The organism is Enterococcus sp. DIV0755f, assembly GCF_051713725.1.
In the GTDB taxonomy this organism is placed as follows: Bacteria; Bacillota; Bacilli; order Lactobacillales; family Enterococcaceae; genus Enterococcus_D; species Enterococcus_D casseliflavus.
This window is the reverse complement of sequence record NZ_JBIOQL010000001.1, coordinates 100377-122797: the sequence shown is the minus strand read 5'-3', so window position 1 is coordinate 122797 and position 22421 is coordinate 100377. Positions and strand designations below refer to the sequence as shown.

The following is a 22421-nucleotide window of genomic DNA, read 5'->3' as shown; positions in this document are numbered from 1 at the left end:
ACCCTTACGTTTTCACTTGGTTCGAATGGATCACCGTATGATACTCGATCACCCGCTGCGCAACTTCTTGCGCAGCTTCCGTCACCACTAATGTTTTGCCGTCTGTCAGTGTGATCAATGTATCCGGCATTTCTTCGATCCGATAAATCAATGTTGGATTTAAATAGAATGGCTTGCCATTCAATGCTGTCACTAGAATCATGGTCAAACTCCTCTCAATGATGAAGCGTCACGTTCTTAACGTTTTAGATTCAATAATTCTTGCAGCATTTCATCAGAAGTCGTAATACTTCTTGAATTTGCTTGATAGGCACGGCTCGCAATGATCATTTCGGTAAATTCTGTCGAAAGATCGACATTGGACATTTCCAAGGCACCTGCTTGCAGCGTTCCTGCGCCATTGTTGCCAGGTCCTGCAACGATCGGATTCCCTGAGTTGCTGGTTTGGATATAGTTGTTGCCGCCGACTTTTTCTAAGCCTTCTGGGTTATTGAAGGTTGCGACACCGACTTTTCCCATCACAAAGGTTTGATTACCGTATTTTGCCAACACTAAGCCATTGGCATCGATCGCCATGGAGTTATAGGTCAAGGTTTCCCCATTGACGGTCAGTGTGCTTGGGATCGACAAGGGAGATACCGCATCTTGTCCGCTCAATGCCGTGTTTTCATCAAAGTTGTCATCATAGACAACTGGTTGACCGCCATTGACTGAACGACCTAAGACTTGCATCCCATCACTATTGGTCAAGGTTCCGTTGCTGTCGCGCACGAATGCGCCATCTCGTGTGTAATAGGTTTCGCCATTTGCTCCTGGTCCTTGCACCATAAAGTAGCCCTGTCCGCTGATATAAAAATCCATGCTGCGACCTGTCGATTGCGGGGCACCGACTGTATTGATAGTATCGATGGAGCCCGTCTGAACCCCTAAACCGATCTGCGTTGCGTTGATCCCGCCTAAGCCATTGCCTGGCGCAGTTGCGTTGGACATCGTTTGGCTCATCATGTCTTGGAAAAGTACTCGACTTGATTTGAATCCAACCGTATTGACGTTGGCGATATTATTGGAAACCACGTCCATTTTCGTTTGAAGATTTTTCATTCCACTGACACCTGAATATAATGATCGTAACATGCTTGTTTTCCTCCTTATGGTTGGCGTATTTTCCTCTGTCATTCAGAAAATACTTGCAGCCCCTTTTCAGTCCAGCTGCTATTTGATAAATGTGGCGCTGTCAATATTGGTGACGGTGTGAAGCTCATTCATCCCCATCGCCGTAATGATGGTTCGTGAATGGACATCGGCGATCAAGCCCATATCTTTGTACACGAGCAGTGATTCTTTGCTGCCTTTTTCCGCGAGCTCACTAAGCGCCGTTGAAAGGGATTGATAATCATCGTCTTGTAAGGTCAATTCTCTTGCGGTCAAACGCTTTTGCGCATGATGGGAGACTTTGATGTCGCTTTGTTTTTGTTCAAGCATTGCAGAAAAGGCTTGTTTGTCCACGCCTTTGCGGGGATGTTGATAAGGCTCCCCGGCAACTTTTTGCAGCCCCTGTTGAATCGTCAAACTCATTTTGCTTCGCCACCAATCTCTTGGATCGCACTCATACTGTATTCTTTGCCATTTACGACGATCGTGGCGTAGCCATTGGCAAAGCGGACCTTTTCGATGGTTCCTGACAATGTTTCTGTGCCGTCCATCAGAGTGACTTGTTTATTGATCAAGCTAAAGGCTTGCTGCTGTTGCTGTAAAATCACCGAGGTCGTCAACGTTTCGCTCAATTCATTCAAGCTCTCTAAGGTCGTAAATTGAACCAGTTGCGAGATATAGTCGGTGCTACCACCACCAGAAGAATCGCTGCCTCCCATCGATGGGTTGCTCATAGATGCGGCTAAGATCTTCAAAAAATCATCCATGGAGATATCTGAAGATTTTTTTGTTTGCGTTAATGCCGATGTATTGGCAATACCGGCCGCAGCTGCTGTAATTTCATCTGCCATAGGTCTCCTCCTTTACACTAAAATACTGATCGCATGATCGATCGGTGCTAATTGCGGCTCTTCCTCAGCCGTATTGCTTTGATGAAATGGCTTTTTGCTTTGTCCTTTTTGAGCCTGTAAAAACCGCTGTTGGCTTAACTGACTGTCACTTGCCATCATACTGCCGGCAAAGGATTGATTTGCCAGCGGACTAGCCTGCTGGACAGAAGCTAACGTAGGTTCTTTGATCGCTAGGATCGGCTGCTCTTGCTTTTGCAAAACTTGCTCTAGCTCATGCTTGATGGACAGCAATAATTCTTTGGCTTGTGGCTGCTGAACGGTCAGTTCTAAGCGGCTGCCTTGGGCATTCGTTTCTAGGGAAAGCTGGATCGTGCCTAATTTTTCGGGAACGAATTGCAGCGTGATTTTTTTCTCGCTTGCCGTGCTGCTCGTTTGGACGAGTTGGGCAGTCGCTTTTGCTAAGGGCAGGACCGCTTGCTCCATACTCGCTTTTGTTGGCGTTAGTCCTTGCTTGGTCAAAAGGGGAGAAACATCAAGTAGCTGCAGTGCTGGTGCCGCTATTTCATTGTCGGTTGCTGCTGAAGAAGCAATGGCTTGTGCAGAAACAGCTTCCGCTTTTTTGGCGACTGTTTCATTCGTGCGTTGCAAGGTGCTAGTCGTATCCGTCGCTTGGTTGGTCACTGGCGACACTTGATTTAATGGTCCCGTTTGGCCCAATTGCGCGGTCCCTTCGGTGGACTGTTTCAGCTGTGCTTCTGTCGTTTGCGCAATCGCGGCTTGTGTTACTGAATCGACTTCCTTGATTTCCTTGAAAGGAGCGATTTCTTTTGCCGTGGTCTGCTCCTCGCCTACTAAGTCTTCTGGCAAAGGTGTTTCAAGCGTTGTTGCTGCGGCTTCACTTCTGTCATTTGTCATCAAAGCTAGACCTTCAAGCGCAGGCTCGGAGGGGTTGACGACTGTGGTGGCTACGTCTATTGGTGCTGGAAAAGCTGCTGAAACACTGTCGAGAGAAGCTGCTGTGGCGCTCGTTTGGTTCTGCTCCGTCGTTGCCATTGATGCCTGTGGCGCTTCTTGAACCAAGCCTGCAAAAGGTGCCTGGCTGATCTGGCTCATTTCTGGCGCTTGTGTCGTTGCAGGTTGTTCGACTGCTGGAGTGATTTCTGGCTCCTGCGGCAGATGTTCCATACTGCTGGCAATCCCCATTTCTGGTGCGGTGGCGGTTTGCTCCGTCATACCTGATGGTTCGAAGGATGCTGGCAGATTGCTTGCTGTCTGTTCTGTCAGCTGTTGCATCAGCAAACTGAAGACTTCTGGTGACGCCTCCGTCTTTTTTGATTTGCTACCGATAGGTACAGCGGTTGCGGCGCTTGTTGTGATCTCTTTCATTGTTCACCTCCTCTCAGCTGATGCTTTGAAACCAAGGTCGTCTCATCACTAAAACCATTAGTGCTTTAAGAAAATAAGGCGCGATTGCCGAACTCATCCAATTGTTTTTGCTCTTCCAAGTGCTGTTCATAGGTGTATTCAGCAAATTGTTTTTCTCGCAGCTTTTCCACGATCTTGCGTTCCTGCTGCGCTTCTACCACCACCGATAAAGACTCTGCCAATTCTTGCTTCACGTGAAACATTTTGTTCTGAACCTCATCGATGGTGGCATTCAACGCAAGCAAATAGCGTTGTTGCACTTGCATCCGCCCAATGGTCATCTCATTGACATCAAAAAGCTGGGCTTTTTCCTGTGTCAGCGTATTCAGGTGCTGTTCTTGCTGAATCAACAACTGTTGTTTTTGGGCGTAAGCGCGTTTGGCTTCTTGCTCAATGGTTTTTCGGTGATCCAATACTTTTTCTAAGGAAAAGTGAAATGCTTGCATAGCTGCTCCTTTATGATCTGTTTTACATGGTCGAACGCTGGCGCTCGATCAGCGCTTCTTCACTGAACAAATGCGCCAGTTCAAAAATCGTTTGTTCAAATGGGATCCGCTCATCCACTTTTTGCTGTAAAAACCGCAGGATGGGGTGATGCAGCGCGATCGCTTGGTCGGTCAACGCATTGCTGCCGCTTTTGTAGGCACCGATATCGATCAAATCCTTGGCCTCTGCATAAACGGCCATGTTTTCTTTTAGTTCCCCCGCATGTTTATGCTGTTCCTCAGAAACAAGGGTCTTCATCAAGCGGCTGAGGCTGTTTTGAATATCGATGGCAGGATAATGATTTTGAGCGGCGATTTTTCGGGACAACAGAATATGTCCATCAAGAATTCCCCGCACCGCATCAGCGATCGGTTCATTCATGTCATCCCCTTCTACCAAGACAGTATAAAAGGCCGTGATCGAGCCTTTGTCCGACATCCCACTGCGTTCTAACAACTTCGGTAAAGCTGTAAACACAGAAGGGGTATAACCTTTGGTCGTCGGCGGCTCGCCTGTCGATAGACCGATCTCCCGCTGCGCCATCGCAAAACGGGTCACCGAATCCATCATCAATACGACTTTCTTACCTTGATCGCGGTAATACTCAGCGATCGCTGTTGCCACATGAGCCCCTTTTAATCGTACGAGAGGCGGCATATCGGAGGTAGCACAGACAACGACCGACTTGCGGTAACCTTCTGGGCCTAGATCATTTTCAATAAATTCTTTGACTTCTCGTCCCCGCTCGCCGATCAAGCCGATCACGATGACATCGGCTTCGCAATAACGAGCCAACATCCCCAATAAGGTACTCTTACCGACCCCGCTGCCGGCAAAAATGCCGATCCGTTGGCCAAGGCCGACGGTCAAAAGACCATCGATCGCCCGGACACCTGTCGGCATGATCTCAGCGATTTTTTGACGGCGAAAGGGGTCAGGAGAATCTTGACTAACGGGATATTCTGGCGCACTTTCCAGCTCCAGCGCCATATCTAACGGTCGCCCTAGTCCATCTAAGGTGTGCCCTAGCAGCGTATCATCGATTTTTACCGTCAACGATTTGCCAGTTGGCCGCACCAAACAGCCCGGTCCGATGCCTTCTAGCTGATCAAGGGGCATCAGGAGCACGGTTTTTTTCACAAAGCCTACGACTTCAGCTAAGGCTGTATGTGTCTTGTTTTGCAATGCGACTTCACAGATTTCCCCTATGAAAACCGCCAGCCCTTCGACTTTGATCAGCAGACCTACGACTTCGCTGACTTTGCCGTAGGTGGTAAAAAACGGCTGTGCTTGCGCCGTTTTGCGCAGCTCTGTGATCGGTAATTCAAACGTCATTCCTTCACACTGCTTTCTAGAAATTGGCTCAAAAATCGAGCGATTTCTTTCCTCAATTCAAAAACCACCAAGGCATTTTCAGATTCGATACAAAAATCGTGTTCCGCCAAGCTGTCATCTGCCATGAGTAAATAGCGAAACCCGCTGATCGTCTGCTTTTTGGTTTCCAACAATTCTCGCACCCCTGCAAGATGCTGCTCTTGGCTGCGAACAGTCACAAATTGATCGGGTTGTTCAAATTGCCATAGCACAGACTCCACAAAAGGCAGGAAGCCTGCTTGCTCATCTGTAAAACGTTGATTAATCAAGGCTTCAGCGATTGCCGTGCCGTAAGCGATCATCTCTTGCTTTTTCTCTGAGCGAAAGGTGTTGATCTCAGAAACGACTTCAGCGACATTGGCTTGGGCTTGGGCCATCAATGCTTGCGCGGCTTCTTTGCTGGCATTGAGTCCTTCTTGATAGCCTTGTTGAAAGCCGTCTGCTTGTCCTGCTTGAAAGCCTTCCGTTCTCGCTTCTGCTAGAATTTGCGCCGCTTGTTCTTGTGCATCGGTCAAAATCTGCTGCTTCAAGGCTTCCATTTGCTGCAGATGCCGTTCCTGCTCCAACTGGCGTGCACGTCTAGCCGCTTGCAGTTCTGGGTCTAAGCTTGGTTTCTCAATCGGCGCTTTGATGGTCGTATCCGTCAAAATACTGCGCGCAGCTTCGGTCGTTTTGACCGCCTGCTGCTTCAATAAACTGCTATTTGACCACTGCATCTTGGTCGCCCCTTCCGATGTAGATCTCACCGGTTTCATCTAGCCGTCGAATCACAGCCACCACACTTTGTTGGGCTTCTTCTACAGCAGACAAGCGGGTAGGACCCATAAATTGAATTTCTTCTTGCAGATTTTCCACCGCCCGTGATGAGAGGTTGGAGAAAATAAAGTTCTTGATGTCATCGGTCGTGCCTTTAAGCGCTAAGACTAAGACATCGTTTTGAACATCTCGCAAGACTTTTTGAACATCCAAGCGATCGAGGGTCACGATATCCTCGAAAGTAAACAAGCTGGATTTCACTTCGTTGGATAGTTCCGGTTGCCGCTTTTCTAAGTCGTTCAAAATGTTCTTTTCGGTGCTGCGACTGACTGAGTTCAAGATTTCTACCAGTGTGTGCACACCACCGACATTTTCCGTATCGTTCTCAATGTAATTCGAGAATTTGTTCTCGATCACTTTTTCGATCCGTTCGATCACCAAAGGCGACGTACTGGATATCGTCCCGATCCGTTCAGCGATCTCCACTTGCAAATGATCGGGAAACTGCGACAAGACGCTGGCCGCTTTGTCCGGCTGCATGTAGCACAAAATCAACGCTACCGTTTGCGGATGTTCACCGATCAACAGATTGGTCAACTGTTGAACATCGGCTTTGCGAGCGATATTAAAGGGCCGTTCCCGCAGCTGGATCTGAGTCAATACGTCAATGACTTCTTTGGCTTTTTGAGGGCCTAATGCTTGGTTCAGCAAATTTTTGGCATAATCGATCCCGCCGTCTAAGACATATTTGCGGGCCGTTGCGGTATGAGAAAATTCCTCCAATACTTGATCCCGCTCTTCGGGACTGACAAAGTCGATGTTGGCGATCTCATAGCTCACTTTTTGTATAAATGATTCTGGCAGCAGCTTCATGATCTTTGCAGAGGTATCTGATCCTAGAGAGATCAGAAGAATCGCTGCTTTTTTTACCCCGTCTATTGTATCCATGGCTGCCCCCTTATTTTTCTTTCATCCAAGCTTTGATCAATTCCGCCGCTACTTCAGGATTGCTTTCGGCATAATTTCTAGCCGTTTGATCCAATGTTGGTTCTCCTGAATGTTCTGCTGCGGCTTCTTGTGTGGATGCTTCTGGCACCGCTGGTTTCGTTTCAGCAGACCGATTGCCGACACCGCCAAAAACGACTTCTTGTGCAACTGACGGACTTGCTCCAGTGCTAACTGCGGACGGTTGTGCAAAAGTGACCATTTCCTCCGTCACATCGACTTCCAGCTCGTCTTCTTTACGACGACGTCGGATCACGCCAACGATCATTAAAATCACTAAGAACAAGGTCAACACGATGCCGCCGATGATGGCATACTTGAGATAACCTTTGGCAGCTGCAATCGGTTCATTCCCTTGCGGATCAACGGCTGGATCAACCTCTGCTTGGGCAAAGTCAAATCCTTGGATCGCGATTTGATCACCACGGTCATTGTCATAGCCGACGGCACTAGCAATCAACTGCTGCAATTCTGCTTGATCCGCTTGCGAAAGGTTCGCATTGATCACGATCGAGCTGGTCATTCGTTCGATCATGCCAGGGGCCGTAATGGTCGTGGTGGTCTCGGTATCCAATTCGTTTTCCACCGAACGGCTATAGGAATTGTTTCCCTCTCCATCCGTACCCGTCACATTGGAGACATTGTCATCCACCGTCCCTGTTTGGGCTTCCTGGACGGTCCCTTGCGAACCAGCAGCCTGCACTGTCTCACTCTTGATCTCTGGGTCATCATAAGTAACTTTCTTCCGCTCGATCGAGTCAAAATTCAAGTCTAAATTGATCGACACTTGGAATTTGTCTGCACCATAGATCGGTGTCAGCAACTTCGCTACTTTTTCTTCTAGCGTTTTTTCATAGGAATCTTTGATGGCAATGTATTTATTGTTCAGTCCACTTAATTGACTGGCTTCATCTTCGGTTCTCGTCAAGGTATTGCCCGCACTATCAACGACTTTTACATTTTCTGGCTTCAGCTTTTCCACTGCCCCTGAAGTCAAGGTAACGATCCCTTGCACGGACTCGTCTGCAATCTGCTGATTTTTTAAGGTCAACACGATAGAAGCAGTTGGCGCACTTTCCTCAGAAGAAAAGACACTTTCTTCTGGCATCACGAGTAAAACTTTGGCGGATTTGACCGCATCGATCGACTCGATCGCCCGTTGCAGTTCGCCCGTTACTGCTCGCTGATACATGATCTTGCGGTCTTCGTCGGTTGTCATCATGTTGGCATCATCAAATAATTCAAAGCCTGTACTGGTATTTGGTAATTTATTGTCCACGGCAAGATTGATGCGGTATTCATCGACTTGGTCCTTGTCGATCAAAATAGTCGTCCCATTGTCGGCTAATTTGTAGGCGATCTGCTGTTCCTCCAAATCCTTGCTAATCGTTCCCGCATCGGCATCGCTTAGATCCGTAAACAAGATACCGTATTCAATTCGCGTATTTAAATAATACACAGCTGCTGTGATTCCGAGAACGCTGATAACGGAAAGAACAACGATCATTTTCTTTAAAGAGCTTTGCATTTGCCAACGGTCTTTGAGTTGTTCTGTCCATTCTTTCACTTTATCCATCATTTATCCTTATTCCCTCACCCACTGCTAAAACTGCATATTTTTCACGTCATTGTAAGCTTCTAAACACTTGTTTCGTACTTGAACGGCTGTTTGTAGCGCCAATTGCGCCTCCGTCATGCGAATCATCACATTCCCTAGATCGCTTTCATCGCCGGTGATCAAATTTACAGTATCTTGATCCATGACCGCCGTTTTTTGATTCAACTGATCGACCGCATGGGTCAAGTAAGAAGAAAACTGATTTTCCTCGGCGCCTGCAACACTGGTCTCGTTTGAAGCAGCCCCCGTGCCTAGTGTCCGCAAAACGTTTTGGTAGTCCGTTAATCCTGTCGTTAAAAGTCCATCCATTTTCTCGTTACCCCTTTGATATTTCTAATGCTTTTTTCAAGATCGTTTTATTCATTTCTGAAGCAGAAACATTGGCTTCGTACGTTCGAACCGCTTGCAACATTGCCACCATTTCATCGGCAATATCCACATTTGATTGACCGACATATCCCTCATCGTTGGCAGCGGGATTCGTAGGATCATAGGTCAGTTTTTCCGTTTCATCGGCAGCGATCCCCGTCACTTTGACACCGTATGTAGCCGGCGTTCCTTCGCGACTATTTTTTAAATTTTCTGAAAAAAGAATACTCTTTTTTTGATAAGCCGCGGTTGTTTGTGTTTGATTCGTATTTACATTTGCGATATTGCTGGAGATCGTATCTAGTTTTAACCGTTCCAATGCTAGGCCGCTGGCGTTGATCGTTAGTCCATTAAACATACCCATTTGTTTTTCCTGCGCTTTCTATCAATTACTCAATACAAGGTTCATCATTTGCAAGCGACCGTTGACTTGTGCGGTCAATGCACTGTAATATAACCCATTGGCTGCTTGATCCAACATCTCCACTTCAAGATCCACGTTATTGCCGTTGTCTTTGATGCTGGTAGTTGCATTTTCAGTGATTTTCGGTTTTACTTGAGAAACTGACGCTTCGGTTGCAGCGTCCGTCCCTGATGAAGCGAGTGCCTGCTTTAATTCGCTTTCAAACACGATGCGTTTGGCTTTGTACCCATCCGTGTTGACATTGGCGATATTAGACGAAATCAATTCTGCGCGTTGGGCAGAAACGTTCATGGCTGTTTTTAATAAATCATAGGTATCCAACAATAATTGCTCCTTCCACCTTCTGTACCAAACGTTTTTTTCAGCGATGGAACAGAAACAAATATATTTATTTATTTTTTTGTTATAGATTAAAAAAACAAGAAGACGTGATGTCATTATAGTAGAATTATTTTTATTTTACAATTTGATTTTTGCAACTTTACGGATATGACATTTAAGTTACAACCATGTTATGTTATTTGTTAAACACTGTTTCATCGCAATTTCGTCCCCAGTTATAAAAAGTAAACGATCGATATAAAGCGTTTTACAAGCATATCTATGCTTTTTGATCAAAAGATGATTTTTGATAAAAAAACAAGCATTATTCGAAAAATTGATTAAAACATTTTCATTTGTGATGAATGACATGACAAACCCTGAGAAACGCTTCACTAAAAAAAACGGTACCATCTATAAATATTCACAAAAATTGCAAGCTGTACCATTTCAAAAATTTGCCGCCACTTGCCCAAAAAACAACAAAAAAAGAAGAAGCTGAAAATTTATTTTAGTTATTTTTAGGATTATTTTTTTTTGCTATTAAGAATGATTTTAATTCACCGATAAAATAAATGAGGGTTTAAAACCTGGAAATAGAATTTAGGAGGACGCAACAAATGGATTTTTTCTTGCTGATCGGTATTATTTTAGGATTGATATCTGTGGTGGTTGGGATGATTGTAAAAGGTGCCAATGTGGCCGTTTTGATCAATCCGGCAGCCGCGATCATCATTTTCGTTGGTGTGATCGCAGCCGTTATCAATTCATTTCCCAGCAGTGATATCAAAAAAATCCCGAAGATCTTCGGCGTTCTGCTGAAAAATAAAGAATACGACTTAAAAACAACCATCAATACCATCGTTGAATTAGCCAACCAAGCCCGGCGCGACGGTTTGTTATCTCTTGAAGGTGCCATCCAAAACTTAGAAGATCCTTTTTTAAAAAAGGGCTTGGAAATGGTGGTTGATGGCATCGCTGCCGAACAGATCCAAGAAATCATGGAGAATGAGATCTATGGGATCGAAGAACGGCATCGCATCGGCTCGGCTATTTTTAAAACCGCCGGCACGAGTTCCCCGACCTTAGGGGTGTTAGGAGCCGTGATCGGGCTGATTGGGGCGCTAGGTAATTTAGAGGATGTAGAGGCACTGGGGCACATGATCTCGGCGGCCTTCGTGGCGACCCTTTATGGTATTTTCTTCGGCTATGTCCTGTTCATTCCCTTTAGCTCACGCCTGACCTTGAAATCGGAGCAAGAGGTCCAAATGATGTCGATCATCGTGGAAGGGGTCTTAGCGATCCAAGCCGGGCAATCGCCGAAAAGCATTGAGAAAAAATTATACAGCTTGATCGATCCGAAAAAACGGCAAGAACAATTATAAAGGGTGAAGCGACATGAAGCGAAAAAAGAAACATGAAGAACATGTAGACGAAGCGTGGCTTTTGCCTTACTCGGATATGTTGACCTTGCTGCTGGCTTTGTTCATCGTCATGTTTGCCATGGCGAAAGTCGATGATGAGAAGTTCCAAGAAATCAAAAGCGAATTTGGCACCATCCTTTCCAGCCACCACAGCAATTCATCTGTGATTGGGTCGGTGATCGATATGGGCGAGACCACGCCGCGAAAAAAAGCCGCCACTTCTGCCGAAGCACAAGCGCAAGAAGCAGCGGTTCGGACCCAACTGGAAAATCAGCAACTAGAAAAAATGAGCGACCAGCTGGCACAAGAGCTGGCAGCTTCTGGCTTAAAAGAGCAGACAGAAGTCCGCTTGGAATCCGATGGCTTGCATATCACGCTTGCCAGCAGCATCTTGTTTGCCTCTGGCAGCGCCGAGATCACGGACACCACTCGTCAGTCACTGGATCTGCTATCGGACTCACTGAAAAAATTAAAAACCAACAAAATCGTGATCGCTGGGCATACCGATAACGTACCTGAAAAAGGCAATGGCCGCTACCAATCTAACTGGGATCTTAGTTCCGCTCGGGCCATTACCGTTATGGAGTACTTCATCAGCAAAGGCGCCGTTTTAGAAAAAAATGCTGCCATCCAAGCCTTTGCCGATACCGAACCGAAGGCCGATAACAACACCCCCCAAGGCCGCTCGGAAAACCGCCGCGTGGAGATGATCATTCAGCGGACTGAAACGGCAGCTGCTCAATAAATAACCTTTTCCAATTAAAAAAACGATCCCCTTTCAAAGGCGATCGTTTTTTTTATCTATAAATAAATTGTAGTAGCCGTAACAAATGATGACAATGCCCACCAATGTGGAACGGTCAATAAAAGGAATCTCAAAAACCATAAAAAGCAACCCTTTTAAGCCTAAAATGATGATACCCATAACTAGCATCAGCCAAGAGGCGAGACGAATCAATTGGTATTCTTTTCCAAAAATCTTCAGCAACCGTACCCCTCCTTTTCTCAACTTAAAGTGTACGCTTTCTTAATGAGCAATCACAGTTCACCTGTCTGATGTTGCTGCTTGGCAAAAGTCGACAGCCATTGGTTGCTTCTTCTCATTATAACAGATGCTTCATGCCTCACCCTACGGTTTCCTAACTGACCTTCTTTTTTTGCAGTTGGACAATTCTGATTTAACCATACACATCAAAAAACCCCCATTACCAACGAATTTATTGGGAATGGGGGGATGATCAGCTTTCGCTAGTCAATCATTTATTTTTCCACTTCAAACCGATTGGTCAATCGCTTCAACTCTTCTGCAATGTCTCTGAGATCGGCCACATGGTTGGTAAATTCATCCATGGTTGCCAAGACTTCTTCTGCATTTGCGGAAACTTCTTGTGTACCAGCGGCATTTTCTTCCGTTGATGCGGAAATGTTTTCTAAGTTTTCCAGTACACTGTTTTGAATGTTTTCGATACGGGCACTGGCTGCTTCAATATGATGGATGCCTTCGATCATATAGCTGCTGCGTTGGAAAACTTCTTTTGAAGACGAGATCGCTTCTTTGATCAAGTTGGTTTGGCGAACGCCGCCTTTGACAGACGCCGACGTTTGTTTGACCATTTGACTAGACTGCTCACGAATTTCTTCAATGATCGCTTCGATCTCTTTGGTAGAAGCCTTGCTTTGTTCCGCCAATTTACGGATCTCAGCAGCCACGACGGCAAAGCCTTTGCCCGACTCACCTGCACTTGCGGCTTCGATCGATGCATTCAAGGCTAGCAAGTTGGTTTGGTAAGAAATATCGTTGATGACCCCAATGATCGAGTTGATGTTTTGGATACTATCATTCATTCCCGTCATGTTCGACATCAAACGCTCCATCTGTGCCAACTCTTGTCGCCAGCTGTCATCGACTTGATCCATGATCGTTAAGTTTTCTTGATTGATCTTCGTAGATTCTTGTGACTTGCTGCTCATGCCGCCAACATTTTCTCGTAATTCTTTCACGACTTGCGACAGATTTTGCATTTGTGACACGCTGTATTCTGTTTCTTGGGCTTGCGCACCGGTCACTTCAGCAATACCCGTAATGGTTTGAGAGACTTCTTCTGTCGCAATATTGGTTTGTTTTGACAATTCTAATAAAGAATCCGACATTCCTGCGACACTGTTGCTTTCTTTTTGTACTTTTTGGATCAATGCACCCGTGCCTTCGATCATCACATTGTAATTGTCCGCCATTTGCTGGATCTCATTGCCTGCTTTGTCTGGATATACAACTCGGCGTGCCAATTGCTCCCATGTCCATTTTTCGCCTTTGGCTCTTTTGGTTTTGCTCATCTTCTCTAGTTTGCCTTCACCGACTTTTCTAAAGTAACGATTGAAGCAATCGATGATTGCTGCGACTACTTTGATCGCGGCATAAGAAACCAGTCCTACAAAGAGCAGCATCAAGATCGTAACGATAATGGTGGTGCGGACTAACGCCCCTAACTCTTTGTCTAGATCACTAGCTTTGACTTCGGAGTACGCCCAAACATTGGAATTAGCAGACTTGTCATACAACACATCGTTGACTTTATTCGAGTCGCCTAAACCAACCATGCCTGTCGGGTTTTTAGCTTCTTTGATTTTTTGGAATACTTCTTCTTCTTTGATATTCTTACCGATTTGTTTGGTGTTTTTTGAGGTCACGATGACCCCAGATTCTGAAACTAAGGTGACATTCCCAGTCCGCCCTACGGTAAAGGAAGACAAGATGTTTTGAATGCTTTCATAGGAAACATCGACGCTTAAAACCCCCACTTGATTATGGGAATTTTTGACCCTGATCGAAGCCGACGTCACAAATTGATTCGACACTGTATCTAAATAAGGTGCTGTCCAATACACTTCTCCTTCGGCTTTTACGGCCCCTTTGTACCATGGCCGAATCGTAGGCTTATAATCATCTGGTAAGGGATTGAAGGTTACATATTCATCATCTTCTGTTCCAAAAGTCACCGCTAAGAAGCTGTTGCTTCCAGCAATCGCTAAAGAAAGATCTGAACGGATGCGTCCCATGCTGAATTCTGTTTTCATCGCTGGCAGTTCAGCCATTGATTTCAATTTGCTTTCCGTCGATCGGCGCAAACTCTTTTCTTCCGCCAAGATCAAATTGACGGCACTTTCTTTGTTCAAATCATTTCGTTCAATCAATAAGTTCTTGGTGGTTAAATAGGAACTTGTCAGCATGACAATGATCGGGATCCCCGCAACCAGCATCAAGGTGATCATCACATAAATTCCTATCGTCTTTTTTCTTTTTTTCACAACTGTGCCACTCCTTCATTTCCAATTTCACACGATCCAATGAAGACTCGTCCGTAGACGACCCTTAGTAAGGATAATCGGTTATTTCTTTGAATGATTAAGAGGGTTCATTGGTAGAAACGGCTGCAAGCGCATTTTCTTTTTTGCTAAGGCTTACGGTTGCTGATCTAACGAATAGAAAAGCTCCTCAGTCATGAAGGAGCGTTGCGACTGCATAAAAATAGCCAGCACGGAAGTTTCCGCACTGGCTGTAGGGGCCCCTTTAATGGGACTGCTTTTTATTGCCTATAATTCTTTGATGACGGCTTTTTCTTCCGCAGTCAAAGCGAAATCAAAGAGCGCTAAATTTTCGGCTTGATGTTTTTCTGAATGGGATTTCGGAATCACGATCACCCCACGCTCGATTTGGTAACGCAAGACCACTTGGCTCCAGGTTTTTTGATACGCTTCACCGATTTGGGTCAAGGTTTCCCGAGCCGCTTCTGAAATCCGTGAAAGTGGCCCCCAGGCTTCTGGAACTACCTGATTGGCTAAGGAATAGGCGATGATCGCATCGTTCCACTTGCCTGGATGCGATTCGATTTGATTGACCGCTGGTTTGATCCGACTGTTTGCCAATAAATAGCTAAGTTCTTCTTCTTGGAAATTGGACACCCCGATCGCTTTTAAGACTCCTTTATCGACATAAGCCTCAAGAACCGCCCAGACAGCGGCGATCTCTGCCAAGTTGTCCCACGGATGATGGATCAAATAAAGATCGATCGATTCCGTCTGCAAGGCTGCTAAACTCGCTTCGACAGACACTTTCACGGCAGCTGCATCTTGCGTATGCTCTGGTTTGCCAGGAATCTTAGAAGTCAGGAAAAATTCGCTGCGGTCGATCCCGCTTTCCTTGATGGCTTTGCCTACCACGGCTTCGTTGCGGTAAGAAATCGCCGTATCAAAATGCCGATACCCAAGCTTGATGGCAGTCAACAGCTCTGTCGTATCATCATTGATCGCACCTTGGTATTCTCGGTTTTCTTTCCCAAATGTATTCGTCCCACTGCCGATCACTGGAATCTGAATGCCGGTATTCAATTCAATCGTTTCCATGCTGCTTCCCCCCTTTGTGTTGTTTCTAGTCTATCAAAAAAGCAGGAGTATGGGGAAGAAAAACTCTTATTGTCGCTAAAAAACGGGGAAAAACACAAAACGCATGTTCAAGCTGCCCCTCCTCCATTATACTGAGGGTAAGACACGAAACACCCAAATAAGGAGGGTTACTTTTGAAAAAAACACTATTTTTTCTTTGTGGATCACTGACATTCGGTCTAGGTACTTTAGGAATCTTTTTACCTTTCTTACCCACAACGGTCTTTTACTTGCTGACGGCTTATTTCTGGCTGCGGAGTTCCGATACCTATTATCAACGCTTGGTTCAATCAGAAAATTATCAAAAATACATTGAAAAACCACTCGTACAAAAACAGCTGAGTACCAAGGGAATGGTTCGGATGTTTGCCATGATGCTGGTAGTCTTTGCAATTCCTGCACTATTGATCCCTAATCTGCTGGTACGTTTCGTCCTCGCTGCCATCTACCTCGCCCATGTTATTGGGATCACTTGGTATTTAAAAGGACGCAAACCCGCGATTCAAAAAACGGATCAGCCCCTGTAAGAACGACGCTGCACGAACACACCGTAATCCACCAAGCAGGCGAGCCTTGCTAGTGGACTGCGGTGTATTTTTTTCTCCTATTTTAGCGATCGCCCACTGACGCCTCTTCGATGATGGGGGCGGATTGGGCGATCGCTAACCAGGCAGCAGGGATTCGGTATGGGGAGCAAGAAACATAGTCGATGCCGATCTCTCGCAAAAATGCAATGGAATAGGGATCGCTGCCGACTTCGCCACAAACACCGATCGAGTGCTCTGGCTGACGATCTCTTACGCCAGTGATCGCTTGGCGCATCAAGGTGCCAACACCCGCCTGATCTAAGTGCTGGTAAGGATCTTCTTGTAAGATCCCCGACTGCAAATAGGCTTGAATAAAGCTGCCTGCATCATCCCGCGAAAAGCCAAACGTCATTTGGGTCAAGTCATTGGTACCAAAACTAAAGAACGCAGCATCTTCAGCACACTCCCCAGCGATCAAGCACGCTCTAGGTGTCTCGATCATCATGCCGATCTCGATGTGCAATGGTTGCTGCAGGGTTGCTTCTGCTTGAGCGATCACCTGTGTCAACGTCGCTTTCAACACCTGCAGCTCTGCGGGCAAACTGATCAGGGGCAATAAGATCGCCGCCTCTACCTCGACTCCTTGCTGCCGCAATTCCACAGCCGCTTCACAAATCGCCGCTGTTTGCATTTCATAAATTTCTGGATAGCTCAGTCCTAAACGGCTGCCGCGATGCCCCATCATGGGATTGACCTCTTGCAGCTCGTCAATTCGCCGCTCGATCACTGCCAATGATTTTTGACTACGGCGAGCCATTTCAAGGCGTTCATGCTCATGGGGCAAAAATTCATGAAGTGGTGGATCTAATAAACGAATCGTACACTTCTTTCCTTGCGCGGCCTGCAGCATTTCTTGGAAATCGGCTTTTTGATAAGCCTTGATCTCAGCCAACGCCTTCAATCGTTCCGCCTTCGTTTCCGCCAAAATGACTTCCCGCATTTTCCACAAACGCTCTTCCCCAAAAAACATATGCTCCGTCCGTGCCAGACCGATGCCCGCTGCCCCAAAGGCCAGCGCAGCCTCAATGTCATTTTTCGTTTCCGCATTTGCGTAAACCTTTAGATCTGCCTGGGCTTGTGCCCACGTCAAAAGCTGATCCAGCAAGACCCGCTCCTGGACACTGGTCATAGGCAGCTGCCCTTGATACAGTTTGCCAGTGCTGCCGTCTACCGAAAGCACGTCACCTTCTTCAATCAGCAGCTCGCCGCAGCGAGCCTGCTTCAAAAATACATCGACACTTAATGCCTCGCACCCTACCACACAGCAGACCCCCAGACCACGGGCGACCACCGCCGCATGCGAAGTCATCCCCCCACGAGCGGTAATGATCGCTTCACTCACCACCATGCCTTCAATATCTTCAGGTGAGGTTTCCTGCCGCAGCAGCAGGACTTTTTCTCCTGCGCGGCTGGCTTTTTCCGCCGCCTCTGCAGTGAAATAGACATGTCCTGAAGCTGCTCCTGGACTAGCCGGCAAGCCCTGCGCAAAGGCTTTGGCTTGCTGTAAGGCTTCGGGGGCAAATAACGGGTGCAGCAATTGATCGATCATTTCTGGTGTGATGCGATCTAGTGCTTGCCTGATAGTGATCCGACCTTCTGCGACCATATCCGTTGCGATTTGCGCTGCGGCAGCGGCGGTTCGTTTGCCGTTTCTCGTTTGCAAGACAAACAGCTGGCCGTCATCGATGGTAAACTCAATGTCTTGCATGTCTTGATAGTGATCCTCCAAACGCTCAGCCAGTTGCTTTAATTCCTGATAGATCATGGGATGCTGCTGTGCCAACGCTTGGATCGGTTGCGGTGTACGAATCCCTGCAACCACATCTTCCCCTTGGGCACACACTAAAAATTCGCCGAAAAGTCCCGGTTCCCCGGTTGCTGGATTGCGGGTGAAGGCGACACCCGTCCCGCTATTTATCCCGCTGTTACCAAAAACCATTTCTTGAATCGTTACGGCAGTCCCTAGATCGTCAGGGATGCGATGGAGAGATCGGTAGGTCTTTGCCCGTGGGTTGTTCCATGAGCGAAAAACCGCCGTGATGGCTGCCAACAATTGCTGAAACGGGTCTTGCGGAAACGCTTCTTGAGTATGTTCCATATAAATACTTTGAAACACGCGGCAGATCATTTGCCAATCATTGCCGGTCATCATTTGGTCTGACGCATAATTCTGCTGTTTCTTATAATCTGTCAAGTAGGCTTCAAAGTGCTCTTTTGCTACACCTTTCACCACATCCCCATACATCTGGATCAAGCGGCGGTAACAATCATAAGCAAAAACGGGGTCCCCCGTCTGCTGAGCCAAGCCTTGGACGGTTTCATCATTCAACCCAAGGTTTAAGATCGTATCCATCATCCCTGGCATGGAAAACTTAGCCCCACTGCGGACAGAAACCAACAACGGCGACTGCAGTCCGCCAAATGTTTTGTTCCTGCGGACTGCCAATTCTTCGATGGCAGCTTTGACTTGCTTGATGATCGCCTCAGGAAGAACCTGTTCTTCTAAATAGGTCAGGCAAATAGTCGCAGGGACGATAAATCCCTGGGGAACAGGCAAACCCAAATTGGTCATCTCCGCAAGATTTGCCCCTTTCCCGCCTAATAGTGCTTTTTGCTCTTTTGTGCCTTCTGAAAACCATACGACTGCTTTTTCCATCATGTTCCTCCTTTTAAATGTTATATACTATTTCGATTAATTAGCAGTATATAGTATGACACATTTAATCGTCAAGCTGAAAAAAGAAAACTTTTAAGGGATTTATCCTTTTTAAAAGAGAAGGATTGCCTTTTTATTCGGAAAATCATATAATCAATAGCATAGCACATAAAAGAAAGAAGGTGACACATTGGAATTAAGCCAAAGACAAATGAAAATCATTGAGATCGTCAAAGAGCATCAGCCGATCAGTGGGGAGACCATTGCGAAGCAGTTGGGCTTGAGCCGCGCAACCTTGCGGAATGACTTATCGATTTTGACCATGACCGGTTTATTAGACGCCCGACCGAAAGTCGGCTATTTCTATACAGGACAAACCGTTGAGCCTTTGCTTTTCGAAAAACTCTATCATACCAAAGTTGCAGAAGTCATGATCCCGCCGTTGCTGATCTCACAAACGGTCTCCGTTTATGAAGCGGTCACGACTTTGTTTATGTACGATGTCGGTTCCCTCTATGTCAAAAATGACCAAGACGAGCTGATTGGGGTCCTCTCCCGCAAAGACCTACTGCGCTTTGCGATCAGCAATGCCGCACCAGAAAAAACACCTGTAGCGATGATCATGACTCGCATGCCAAACATCGTGACCATCACACCCGAAGAAACGATTTTGACGGCTGGTACGTTGTTAGGGCGACATGAAGTCGATACCTTGCCTGTGGTCGATCCGCAGGAACCAAAAAAAGTCATCGGCAAAATCACGAAGACACGGCTGATGAATTACTTTATTCAAGCAGGCAATGACAGTGACAACACACACTTTTAGGGGGCAAAAACAATGAAGAACGTTCGAATATATTTGATTTCAGATTCCGTAGGCGAAACGGCACAAAAGCTGATCGCAGCCGTTTCCGCGCAGTTTCCCACGATCGACCTTTCAGACATCCAGCTCTTTCCCTTTACTAATGATGAAGAGAGCTTAGGCGAGATCCTCAAAGATGCCTTGCTAGACAAATCGATCGTCGTTACCACCTTAGTCAATAAAGAGTTAGTCGCCTTTGTTGATACCTTTGCCAAGCGGACTGGTTTGCAGTATGTCGACTTTATGTCGCCCTTGACCACGATGCTGGAAAAAACATTCGGTGTAGAAGCCGTCCAAGAGCCTGGTGCCTTGCATCGCTTGAACCAAGCATATTTCAGCCGGGTGGCAGCGATGGAATTTGCGGTGAAATACGACGACGGCAAAGACCCACGGGGATTTCTCGATGCAGACTTTGTCCTCTTAGGGGTTTCGCGAACCTCGAAGACACCATTGAGTTTATACATGGCAAACCGCGGCTACAAAGTGGCAAATCTGCCTTTGATTCCTGAAGTTGCTTTGCCAGCCGAAGTGCACCAAGTCGACCCGCGAAAAATGGTCGGTTTGACCACGAATCCAGAATCTCTGACCGAGATTCGGCGATCCCGAATGCATTCATTGGGCTTAAAAGAAGAGACCCATTACACCAATTGTGAACGAATCGAAGCAGAATTAGCTTACGCGAATGAATGGTTCAAAAAGCTGAACATTCCGGTGATCGATGTCAGCAAACGTTCCATTGAAGAAAGCGCGATGCTGATTGAAGAACAAGCCAAAGAACAGGCCCATGTTCAATAAAGACACCTTGGCAAACCTGACCGAGATCATCAACTTGGAAGCCATCCAGCAGCTGCCGAAAGCCACCGAGCACTTTGTCAGCGATCTGCATGGCGAATACGATGCCTTTGACCATATTTTGCGGAATGGTTCTGGCAGTATCCGAGAAAAAGTCGAGATTTTGTATACTGGCGTCTTGACGAAAGAAGAACAGACTGAACTTTGTTTTGTCATTTATTATCCAGAGGAGCTATTACAAGAACAGGCCTGGACCCCTGCCGATTGGCGCTTAAAGATGGCACAGCTAGTAAAAGTTGCCCGCTTTACTTCCAGTAAATACACACGCTCCAAGGTACGCAAAGCACTGCCGTCTTCTTTTGCTTATATCTTAGAAGAACTGTTGTACCAATATGATGCTGACTTCAATAAAGAAGCTTACTATCGGGCGATTTTTGATAAGATCATTGAATTAGAGGCAGCCCCGCTTTTTTGCCAAGAACTGGCGTACTTGATTCAGCGCTTCGTAGTGGATCATCTCCACGTCTTAGGCGATATTTATGATCGCGGACCAGCGCCAGACAAAATCGTCGATCGCTTGATGACTTTGCCCTCACTGGATATTCAGCTAGGCAACCATGATATTTTGTGGATCGGCAGCTTTTGCGGCTCGCTGCCCTGTTTGGCCAATACGATCCGCATCGCTGCACGCTACGGCAATCTGGCATTATTACAAGATGGTTATGGCATCGATCTATCAAAAGCACTGGCTTTTAGCCAAAAATATTACACAGAAAATGAAGGCTTTTATCCGCAAAAAACAGTGGACCCTTTATCAAACCAGCAAAAAAAAGCAGCCATGCTTTTGCAACAGGCGTTTGCCATCATCCAATTCAAAGTCGAAGCAGCCGTGATCCAGCGGCGACCAGCATTTGCGATGGCAGAGCGCTGCTTGTTGCATCGCTTGTCTCAAGATCGGCAACAAATCCAGCTAGACCAGACCTATCCTTTGATCAACGGCTGTTTTCAACTAGTAGCTCCCGATGATCCTTACCGTTTGACAGCAGAAGAACATGAGGTACTGCAAGATTTGCTGAGCCAATTTCAACGCTCGCCCCGCTTAGCTGCGCATATGCGCTTTTTAGTTGAGCATGGCACATTGTACCAGCGCTTCAACGACAACCTGCTGTATCACGGCTGCCTGCCTTGTCAGGAAAACGGCGATTTCCTGGCCTTTACTTTCCAGCAGCAGCCCTTAGCAGGCAAAGCGTTGATGGACTTTTTTCAGCAATGTTTGCAGGAAAGCTTTGCCCAACCAGAAAAGCAAACAGACCTTGCCACCGATATGATCTGGTATCTTTGGTGCGGCGAAGGCTCTTCCCTCTTCGGCAAAAAAGCCATGAAAACCTTTGAGCGCTACTTTATAGCAGATCGCAACACCCATACGGAACAAAAAAATGCCTATTATTCTTTAAGGGAAAACGAAGACTTCTGCTGCCGTGTCCTAGCTGCCTTCGGTCTGCCGCCGACAGGTCACATCATCAATGGCCATACCCCTGTGAAAGTGCGTAAAGGCGAGACGCCCATCAAGGCAAATGGTCGTTTATTGGTGATCGATGGCGGACTCTCTCGCTCCTATCAATCCGTCACAGGCATTGCTGGTTACACGCTGTTGTCAAATTCCTTCGGCATGACCTTAGCAGCCCATCAACCCTTTACAGATCGCCAGCAAGCCATCCAGCAGCGACGTGACATCGTCACTCAGAAAAAAATCGTCGTGCGGCAAACGGAAAGAACAACGGTAGGGCAAACAGATATCGGCAAGCGGCTGCAGCAAGAAAGCCGAGTGCTTTTTGAAGAATTAAAAAATCATCCGATCCCTTGACGAGTCATTCGTCAA

The 22421-nt window shown here is 46.6% G+C and carries 23 protein-coding genes; 6 read left to right on the top strand and 17 right to left on the bottom strand.

Translation table 11 applies throughout. The features are described 5' to 3' along the window. Positions 1–4 precede the first annotated feature (4 nt). From IGI73_RS00555 to flgB, 13 genes are all read right to left on the bottom strand, one after another. Positions 5–202 carry a flagellar FlbD family protein gene (locus IGI73_RS00555; RefSeq protein WP_005226609.1) on the bottom strand — a complete coding sequence of 66 codons (198 nt, stop codon included), beginning with the start codon at positions 200–202 and terminating at the stop codon, positions 5–7. Positions 203–237: 35 nt separating this feature from the next. Beyond that, positions 238–1134 carry a flagellar hook-basal body complex protein gene (locus IGI73_RS00550; protein WP_010748537.1) on the bottom strand — a complete coding sequence of 299 codons (897 nt, stop codon included), beginning with the start codon at positions 1132–1134 and terminating at the stop codon, positions 238–240. A 78-nt stretch (positions 1135–1212) separates the two neighbouring features. Then, on the bottom strand, positions 1213–1575 hold the full coding sequence (locus tag IGI73_RS00545) for a flagellar protein (protein WP_015508733.1): 363 nt from the start codon (positions 1573–1575) through the stop codon (positions 1213–1215). After that, positions 1572–2003: a flagellar hook capping FlgD N-terminal domain-containing protein gene (locus IGI73_RS00540; protein ID WP_003129052.1), complete on the bottom strand. Its 432-nt coding sequence runs from the start codon at positions 2001–2003 to the stop codon at positions 1572–1574. Before IGI73_RS00540 ends, IGI73_RS00545 begins: the two co-directional genes overlap by 4 nt. 12 nt (positions 2004–2015) lie before the next feature. Beyond that, positions 2016–3389, bottom strand: coding sequence for a flagellar hook-length control protein FliK (locus tag IGI73_RS00535; protein WP_428207013.1), 1374 nt, complete (start codon positions 3387–3389; stop codon positions 2016–2018). 65 nt (positions 3390–3454) lie between these two features. Next, complete coding sequence (gene fliJ / locus IGI73_RS00530) at positions 3455–3874, bottom strand: flagellar export protein FliJ (protein ID WP_428207015.1); 420 nt, start codon at positions 3872–3874, stop codon at positions 3455–3457. Between the two features lie 22 nt (positions 3875–3896). Continuing rightward, positions 3897–5249, bottom strand: a complete 1353-nt coding sequence (gene fliI, locus IGI73_RS00525; protein ID WP_086294347.1) for a flagellar protein export ATPase FliI — start codon at positions 5247–5249, stop codon at positions 3897–3899. After that, complete coding sequence (locus IGI73_RS00520; protein ID WP_413159071.1) at positions 5246–6004, bottom strand: FliH/SctL family protein; 759 nt, start codon at positions 6002–6004, stop codon at positions 5246–5248. Before IGI73_RS00520 ends, fliI begins: the two co-directional genes overlap by 4 nt. After that, entirely contained in the window at positions 5988–6992 is a 1005-nt protein-coding gene (gene fliG, locus IGI73_RS00515) for a flagellar motor switch protein FliG (protein WP_005226586.1), read from the bottom strand. The genes IGI73_RS00520 and fliG overlap by 17 nt, the downstream gene beginning before the upstream one ends. 10 nt (positions 6993–7002) lie before the next feature. Then, on the bottom strand, positions 7003–8625 hold the full coding sequence (gene fliF, locus IGI73_RS00510) for a flagellar basal-body MS-ring/collar protein FliF (RefSeq protein ID WP_373192323.1): 1623 nt from the start codon (positions 8623–8625) through the stop codon (positions 7003–7005). A gap of 27 nt (positions 8626–8652) precedes the next feature. Then, a complete protein-coding gene (gene fliE, locus IGI73_RS00505) occupies positions 8653–8976 on the bottom strand; it encodes a flagellar hook-basal body complex protein FliE (RefSeq protein ID WP_016608997.1) in 324 nt (107 codons plus the stop codon). Between the two features lie 7 nt (positions 8977–8983). Next, positions 8984–9400, bottom strand: a complete 417-nt coding sequence (flgC, locus tag IGI73_RS00500) for a flagellar basal body rod protein FlgC (protein WP_003129038.1) — start codon at positions 9398–9400, stop codon at positions 8984–8986. A gap of 21 nt (positions 9401–9421) precedes the next feature. Beyond that, positions 9422–9781, bottom strand: coding sequence for a flagellar basal body rod protein FlgB (gene flgB, locus IGI73_RS00495; protein WP_017144455.1), 360 nt, complete (start codon positions 9779–9781; stop codon positions 9422–9424). A 620-nt stretch (positions 9782–10401) separates the two neighbouring features. Here flgB and motA point away from each other — a divergent pair. Then, on the top strand, positions 10402–11166 hold the full coding sequence (gene motA / locus IGI73_RS00490; protein WP_005232810.1) for a flagellar motor stator protein MotA: 765 nt from the start codon (positions 10402–10404) through the stop codon (positions 11164–11166). Positions 11167–11179: 13 nt separating this feature from the next. After that, positions 11180–11950, top strand: coding sequence for an OmpA family protein (locus tag IGI73_RS00485; RefSeq protein WP_428207016.1), 771 nt, complete (start codon positions 11180–11182; stop codon positions 11948–11950). A gap of 33 nt (positions 11951–11983) precedes the next feature. Here the strand turns inward: IGI73_RS00485 and IGI73_RS00480 are convergent, their stop codons facing one another. From IGI73_RS00480 to IGI73_RS00470, 3 genes are all read right to left on the bottom strand, one after another. Beyond that, positions 11984–12193, bottom strand: a complete 210-nt coding sequence (locus IGI73_RS00480; protein ID WP_005226572.1) for a hypothetical protein — start codon at positions 12191–12193, stop codon at positions 11984–11986. A 272-nt stretch (positions 12194–12465) separates the two neighbouring features. Next, a complete protein-coding gene (locus tag IGI73_RS00475) occupies positions 12466–14511 on the bottom strand; it encodes a methyl-accepting chemotaxis protein (RefSeq protein WP_438759002.1) in 2046 nt (681 codons plus the stop codon). Positions 14512–14796: 285 nt separating this feature from the next. Next, a complete protein-coding gene (locus tag IGI73_RS00470) occupies positions 14797–15606 on the bottom strand; it encodes an aldo/keto reductase family protein (RefSeq protein ID WP_428207017.1) in 810 nt (269 codons plus the stop codon). Positions 15607–15779: 173 nt separating this feature from the next. Here IGI73_RS00470 and IGI73_RS00465 point away from each other — a divergent pair, with 173 nt between their 5' ends. Next, positions 15780–16172, top strand: coding sequence for a YbaN family protein (locus tag IGI73_RS00465; protein ID WP_005226569.1), 393 nt, complete (start codon positions 15780–15782; stop codon positions 16170–16172). A gap of 82 nt (positions 16173–16254) precedes the next feature. Here IGI73_RS00465 and ppdK read toward each other — a convergent pair whose 3' ends face one another. Then, complete coding sequence (gene ppdK, locus IGI73_RS00460; RefSeq protein WP_428207018.1) at positions 16255–18888, bottom strand: pyruvate, phosphate dikinase; 2634 nt, start codon at positions 18886–18888, stop codon at positions 16255–16257. A gap of 190 nt (positions 18889–19078) precedes the next feature. Here ppdK and IGI73_RS00455 point away from each other — a divergent pair, with 190 nt between their 5' ends. Genes IGI73_RS00455 through IGI73_RS00445 form a run of 3 tightly spaced genes read left to right on the top strand, consistent with a single transcriptional unit; the run spans position 19079 to position 22406 of the window. Further along, the gene (locus IGI73_RS00455) at positions 19079–19714 is read left to right on the top strand and encodes a helix-turn-helix transcriptional regulator (protein WP_005232817.1); all 636 of its coding nucleotides are present in this window, start codon (positions 19079–19081) and stop codon (positions 19712–19714) included. Between the two features lie 12 nt (positions 19715–19726). Continuing rightward, entirely contained in the window at positions 19727–20545 is an 819-nt protein-coding gene (locus tag IGI73_RS00450; protein WP_325816154.1) for a pyruvate, water dikinase regulatory protein, read from the top strand. Next, positions 20535–22406: a fructose-1,6-bisphosphatase gene (locus IGI73_RS00445; RefSeq protein WP_428207019.1), complete on the top strand. Its 1872-nt coding sequence runs from the start codon at positions 20535–20537 to the stop codon at positions 22404–22406. Before IGI73_RS00450 ends, IGI73_RS00445 begins: the two co-directional genes overlap by 11 nt. Positions 22407–22421: the final 15 nt, after the last annotated feature.